Source organism: Luteimonas sp. A534 (assembly GCF_054072805.1).
In genome coordinates this window covers 1-5,218 of the sequence record NZ_JBSVRR010000014.1, presented here as the reverse complement: position 1 = coordinate 5,218, position 5,218 = coordinate 1, and the positions used below count along the sequence as shown (strand labels likewise).

The 5,218-nt window shown below is 58.6% G+C and carries 3 protein-coding genes; all 3 read right to left on the bottom strand.

Going from position 1 to position 5,218, the window contains the following annotated elements; all coding sequences use genetic code 11:
- Positions 1 to 2,218 precede the first annotated feature (2,218 nt).
- The gene (locus ACW5F0_RS14585) at positions 2,219 to 2,545 is read right to left on the bottom strand and encodes an antibiotic biosynthesis monooxygenase family protein (protein WP_457000022.1); all 327 of its coding nucleotides are present in this window, start codon (positions 2,543 to 2,545) and stop codon (positions 2,219 to 2,221) included.
- Positions 2,546 to 3,080: 535 nt separating this feature from the next.
- On the bottom strand, positions 3,081 to 3,488 hold the full coding sequence (locus ACW5F0_RS14580; protein ID WP_457000021.1) for an SHOCT domain-containing protein: 408 nt from the start codon (positions 3,486 to 3,488) through the stop codon (positions 3,081 to 3,083).
- 140 nt (positions 3,489 to 3,628) lie between these two features.
- Positions 3,629 to 3,967, bottom strand: coding sequence for a hypothetical protein (locus ACW5F0_RS14575; RefSeq protein WP_457000020.1), 339 nt, complete (start codon positions 3,965 to 3,967; stop codon positions 3,629 to 3,631).
- Positions 3,968 to 5,218 lie beyond the last annotated feature (1,251 nt).

The following is a 5,218-nucleotide window of genomic DNA, read 5'->3' as shown; positions in this document are numbered from 1 at the left end:
AGAACCGGCATATTGTGCTCGTGGCAGCAACGGGCGTTGCCGTGAGCGTTAACAGAATTGCCAGTAGAGTCTTCATGCGCCTAACACCTAAGTTAAGCCGCGCCGCAGCGGGGCGTGAAGCACATGGCAAGCTGTACCTGCCATGTGGTTCGCGACCCGATGCGGTGTCGGCTTGAACGCATTGTTAGGCGCGCTCAGCCGGTATACCAGACGCGAACTCTTTGACGCCAGCCGCAGCAAGCTGTGCCCGAGCCTCCGGATCCTCCGCCACAACGCGGCGGAGCGTGTGAAATACGTAGGTACGGCACAGACCTGGCCAAGCGACAAGCAGGTAGAGCGCCCCTGCAACCAGCCAGTCCAGACGGGCCACAGGCTTCCAACCGCTGAAGTGTGCGGCGGCGGTGTAGCCCAAGACACCCAACAGGACCCAGCGGAACCACGCCCAGAAGCGTGTGCCCCACAGTATATTCTTGAAGTGGCGAATCTCCGAGTCCGTCAGTTTCACTTCACGCCTCCTTGCAACGCAGTAGCGCGCCTAACACCTGAATTAAGCCGTGCCGCGAAGCGGCATCGGCTTGAATGAATTGTTAGGCTTGACGTTACTCACCCAAGCCTGCAACCTTAAGAAGATTGATTGTGTCCGTAAGTGTCAACGTGTGATCGCTATCAGTGCACTGCACCGTGCTTAAATGCTTTCCAGCTTGTGAGACAGCGATTGAAGTCGCCCCATCCAACCCCTCGAGCATATTGTATAAGTACCCGCCATTCTCAAATGAGAGTACCGCACCTCGAGAAAGTAGATGGAATTCAAACAAGCCAACTGGGTGGATGCGAGAGGCGGGGAATATCAGAACGGACTCTCCACCCTTTCCGGCGCGATACTGCAAGTAGCCAGAATCCTGCGACAAGTCTTTAGATGCACAAGCTGCATACGTGCTTTCCTGGTTTCCGCACGACCAAACGATTGTTTCCTCAGTCGCACAAGCCGACTCAGCTTCAGCTGGGTATGCGCAGAATGAGAAGATCAGGATAAGAAGAGCTGCGTGTCGCATTGAAGCCACCTATCAGGCCTAACACCTAAGTTAAGCCGAGACGCGTAGTGGAGCGAAGCACATGGCAAGCTGTACCTGCCATGTGCTTTGCGAAACGAAGCGGCTTCGGCTTGAACGCATTGTTAGGCGCCGCCGTCAGGGCCGCTTCCTCTTTGGTGTTGCGAAGGTGATGTTGCTTTGTGCCGCCTTTCCTTCGGCCACCGGAGTATTTATCACCGTACTTGCACGGTCTCCGGCCAGCTCTGCCGCGTGCCTCAGGTGACCGCCCTTCCCGCGGTAGGCTTCAAGGTTCTTAGCGATTGGCTCTAGGCCGTTTGCAACTCGCCACAGATGTGAGGAGCGTTCCTTCAGACGCTGAAAGATGTCGCTACCATTAGCAGGACGATGATGCACAAACGTGTGTGCGAATGCGTCGTCCTCGCTCTGGAGTTCGTAGTCGCAAATCGGACAGTTTAGTTTCTTAGCCATCAGCGCAGGGTGCCTAACGCCTAAGTTAAGCCGAACCGCGTAGTGGAGGCAAAGGCATGGCAAGCTTTTCCTGCCATGCCTTTGCCGTAACGAAGCGGTTTCGGCTTGAACGCATTGTTAGGCCTCATGGCTGGCATGCGACGGCAACAGCGTCGACTGTATCGGCTGGTGCCGAAACCTGCAGCCAACAGCTGACGCCAGCCGGCTGGTACTCGACGTAGGTTCCGGCCTCTTTTTGGACTGGCACAGAAGGGCCGTAGAGGCGACTTGCCTCCGCGGCCGGCATACCCGGGCATAGGCCGCGCGGCGTGCATGCCTTTGGCCCTGTGCCGCGAAGTGCGAGAACGCGGCGCTGTACGCCCGCAGCGCGTTGTTCAAGCCAGCCCACTGTAACAACAAGGCCGGGGTACTGGAGCTCAATGCCCTCACCTGTATTGATTCGCTGCGTAGGCTCACCCAAGAGGCCAACCACACTCGCTTCGGTCGCGCCTGAAACTACACCGCCAACGCTGAGCTCAGAAGGTGACAGCTCGCCGGCTGACGCTGAAGCTGCCAGAACGAATACGACGAGTGCGAGGATGTTTCGCATGAGGCCTAACACCCAAGTTAAGCCGCGCCGTAGCGGGGCGTGAAGCACATGGCACGCTTTACCTGCCATGTGGTTTGCGCCCCGATGCGGTGTCGGCTTGAACGCATTGTTAGGCGCCGCTCCCGACGGCCGGCACCATAAAGTCCGCAGCGGTTCTCAAGACAATCTCCGGGAATCGCTCGGCCGTTGCCCGCTCCATCTGCATCCCAGCCTCAGGATCAATCGCCCCTAGCGCGAACGCATCATCACGTGCCTTGGCAGTAGGCCACATGGCATAGCTGTACCAAAGTCCGTCCGATCCTTGATGCAACCGCGAGCCCAGAGAGCCCCGCTCTAAGCGCAGCAGGTCCGACACGCGCGACCATGCCTCGACGAACGAATCCTCCGAACCCGGATGAAGCCGCCAGCGATAGAGAACGACGAACCCGGGAGTCATAGATGCTTCCGTCGCGACCATGGTGATGAGGCGCCTAACACCCAAGTTAAGCCGAGCCGCGAAGCGGCTTCGGCTTGAACGCATTGTTAGGCCGCCGCTGCCAGACACCGCGAACACTCCGTCTGGACGTACAGCGGCCCAACCCCTGAGCCGGAACACTACAACAACTTGCTCCGTCCTGGCCCGACAGCCCGGACGGGCCGAAGGGTCTGCGTGACAAGCTGGCCTCGGCCGACGAACTTGCGGCTCACCCGAAGGCAACTGTGGCTGAAATCACCGAGAGCCACAGCTTGCGATGCTTGGACGGAGCCACCTGTTGGCAAGGGGCGATGTTGAACAAAGCGATCCAGTGCGCTTGCCGCTGCCCGGCCGAAGGACATACCGAAAGAGCGTGATGCCCGAACCTGTACCGAATGAGGCCTAACGCCTAAGTTAAGCCGCGCCGCAGCGGGGCGTGAAGCACATGGCACGCTTTATCTGCCATGTGATTTGCGACCCGATGCGGTGTCGGCTTGAACGCATTGTTAGGCCCAGCTCATTGCTCAAGAATCTCTCTCTTGAGCTCGTCGTACTCCTCCTGCGTGATCGCGTCTGAGTCCAACAAGGTCTTCAGCTTGAGGAGCTCGTCAAGGCTGTCCGATACGGTGCTTTGCGACGTCACACTCGGGCCGCAGCGAAACTCAATTGATCCAGTGGGATTCCCGCCAAACCCCATCTTGGCCTCCTCCCCACGGGAGGAAGTCAGGACAGCCTCCTTGCCGAACTCCGACTGGCAGAACTCTTCAGCGTCCTCCATCAGATTCTCGACGATCTTCGCGCTTGTAGTGAAGAGCGTCATAGCTCTTCCCCTGAGCATATATTTCCCGTCGCCAATCGAGACAGGTTCTTTTGCTTCCGCGGCAAACGCGAAGATTAGTAGACCCGCGCAGATAACTTTCTTCACTCTTGCCCCCTAAGGATCCGATAGTTCATTAAAGGCCTAACGCCTAAGTTAAGCCGAAACGCGTAGTGGAGCGAAGCACATGGCAAGCTCTATCTGCCATGTGCTTTGCGGAACGAAGCGGTTTCGGCTTGAACGCATTGTTAGGCCCCAAGCTCACGCAGCCTAGCCTCAACTGCTGCGCGGTCAACATACTGACCAACGAAGGACCACTGAGCTTTTGACCATGAACTAAGGACCAAATATGTAGCTACCGCCCCGAGCGCAAGAGCGAACAGCGGCTCAACAACGCGCACCACCGGATGGCTTAGGAGCGGCAAGTCGAGCCAAGAGATCGCAAACCCTGCCACGACTGCAACCACTAAATAGAGCCCCAACGGCCTCTTCTTGGCGAGGTTTGACGGCTTTGCATCCAAGGACTTGAGCACGGACTGCAATGCCGCGCGTTCGATCTTAGCTGTGCCTGCGAGAGAGTTGGTCATGGGCCTAACACCTGAATTAAGCCGCGCCGCGAAGCGGCGTCGGCTTGAATGAATTGTTAGACATGCGCCGACAAGACTCTTCCAACTCACGGACGATCTCGCGAGCACACTCGTGTCCATGCTCTGTGCATTTCTTATAGCCCGCAGAAGCTAGGCCACCGTCAGGCGCAACAGTAACGTAGAACGCAGTGAACCGAGGATCATCCGTAGGGCGTTGCTTTGTGCGGTGCGGGAACTCGGGGTAGCGCGAGATGTCATGCGCGGGTGCGCCAACAATTCTTAGCTCTAGACCCTGTCCGAGTCGTCCTGGAGAGATGGTGGACGACTTGGAGATTAGCTCCTCGAGCGTAGTCTGCAAGCCCGATGCAATGCTGTTGTGCATCTCTAGCGACGTGACTGTGACGGAGCACTCTTGCGCCGCGGCACCCGTAGATAGCACCAAGCTTGCTGTGAAGATGCTTGCGAAGATGGTTCTACGCATGTCTAACACCAGAGTTAAGCCGTGCCGCGAAGCGGCATCGGCTTGAACGACTCGTTAGGCCGCCGTTCCCTGGCACCTGCGCCCGACGTGCGGCAGCCCAACCCCTGAAGCGAACAGTACAACAAGCGCCGTGTCGGGTGCTGCCGAAACGCACCTTGCGCGCGGCCAAGAACTCTCACCGCGCACTGCCCGAAGCCGACCCGGCAGGTCGAATCTTGCGGAAAGTCGCGCCTGTCCGAAGCCGAGGTGCTGCAGGGCTGACTGCCGATGCCTGTACCGCGCGTGCGAGGTGCAAACGCTGCGGATAAGCGAGGCGCTACAGATTGCTTGGAACCCCGGCAACAACAGTGCGGGAAACAAGGCCTAACACCAGAGTTAAGCCGAGACGCGTAGTGGAGCGAAGCACATGGCAAGCTCCACCTGCCATGTGGTTTGCGTAACGAAGCGGCTTCGGCTTGAACGACTTGTTAGGCCGCCGCAAACCGAACTTGCGCCCGACCTTGCGACAGCCCAACCCCTGAGCCGAACAGTACAACAAGTCTGGCCGAACGGCCTGAGACCGGCATTTGCCGGGGCCAAAGCCGGAACACTGGACTCGCGCGGCCAAGAACTCTCACTGCGCCCGGTCCGAAGCCGACTCGGCCGGTCAAATCTTGCGGAGAGTCGCGCCTGTCCAAAGCCGAGCTGCTGCAGGGCTGACTGCCGATGCCTGCACCGCGCGTGCGAGGTGCAAACGCTGCGGATAAGCGAGGCGCTACAGATTGCCTGGA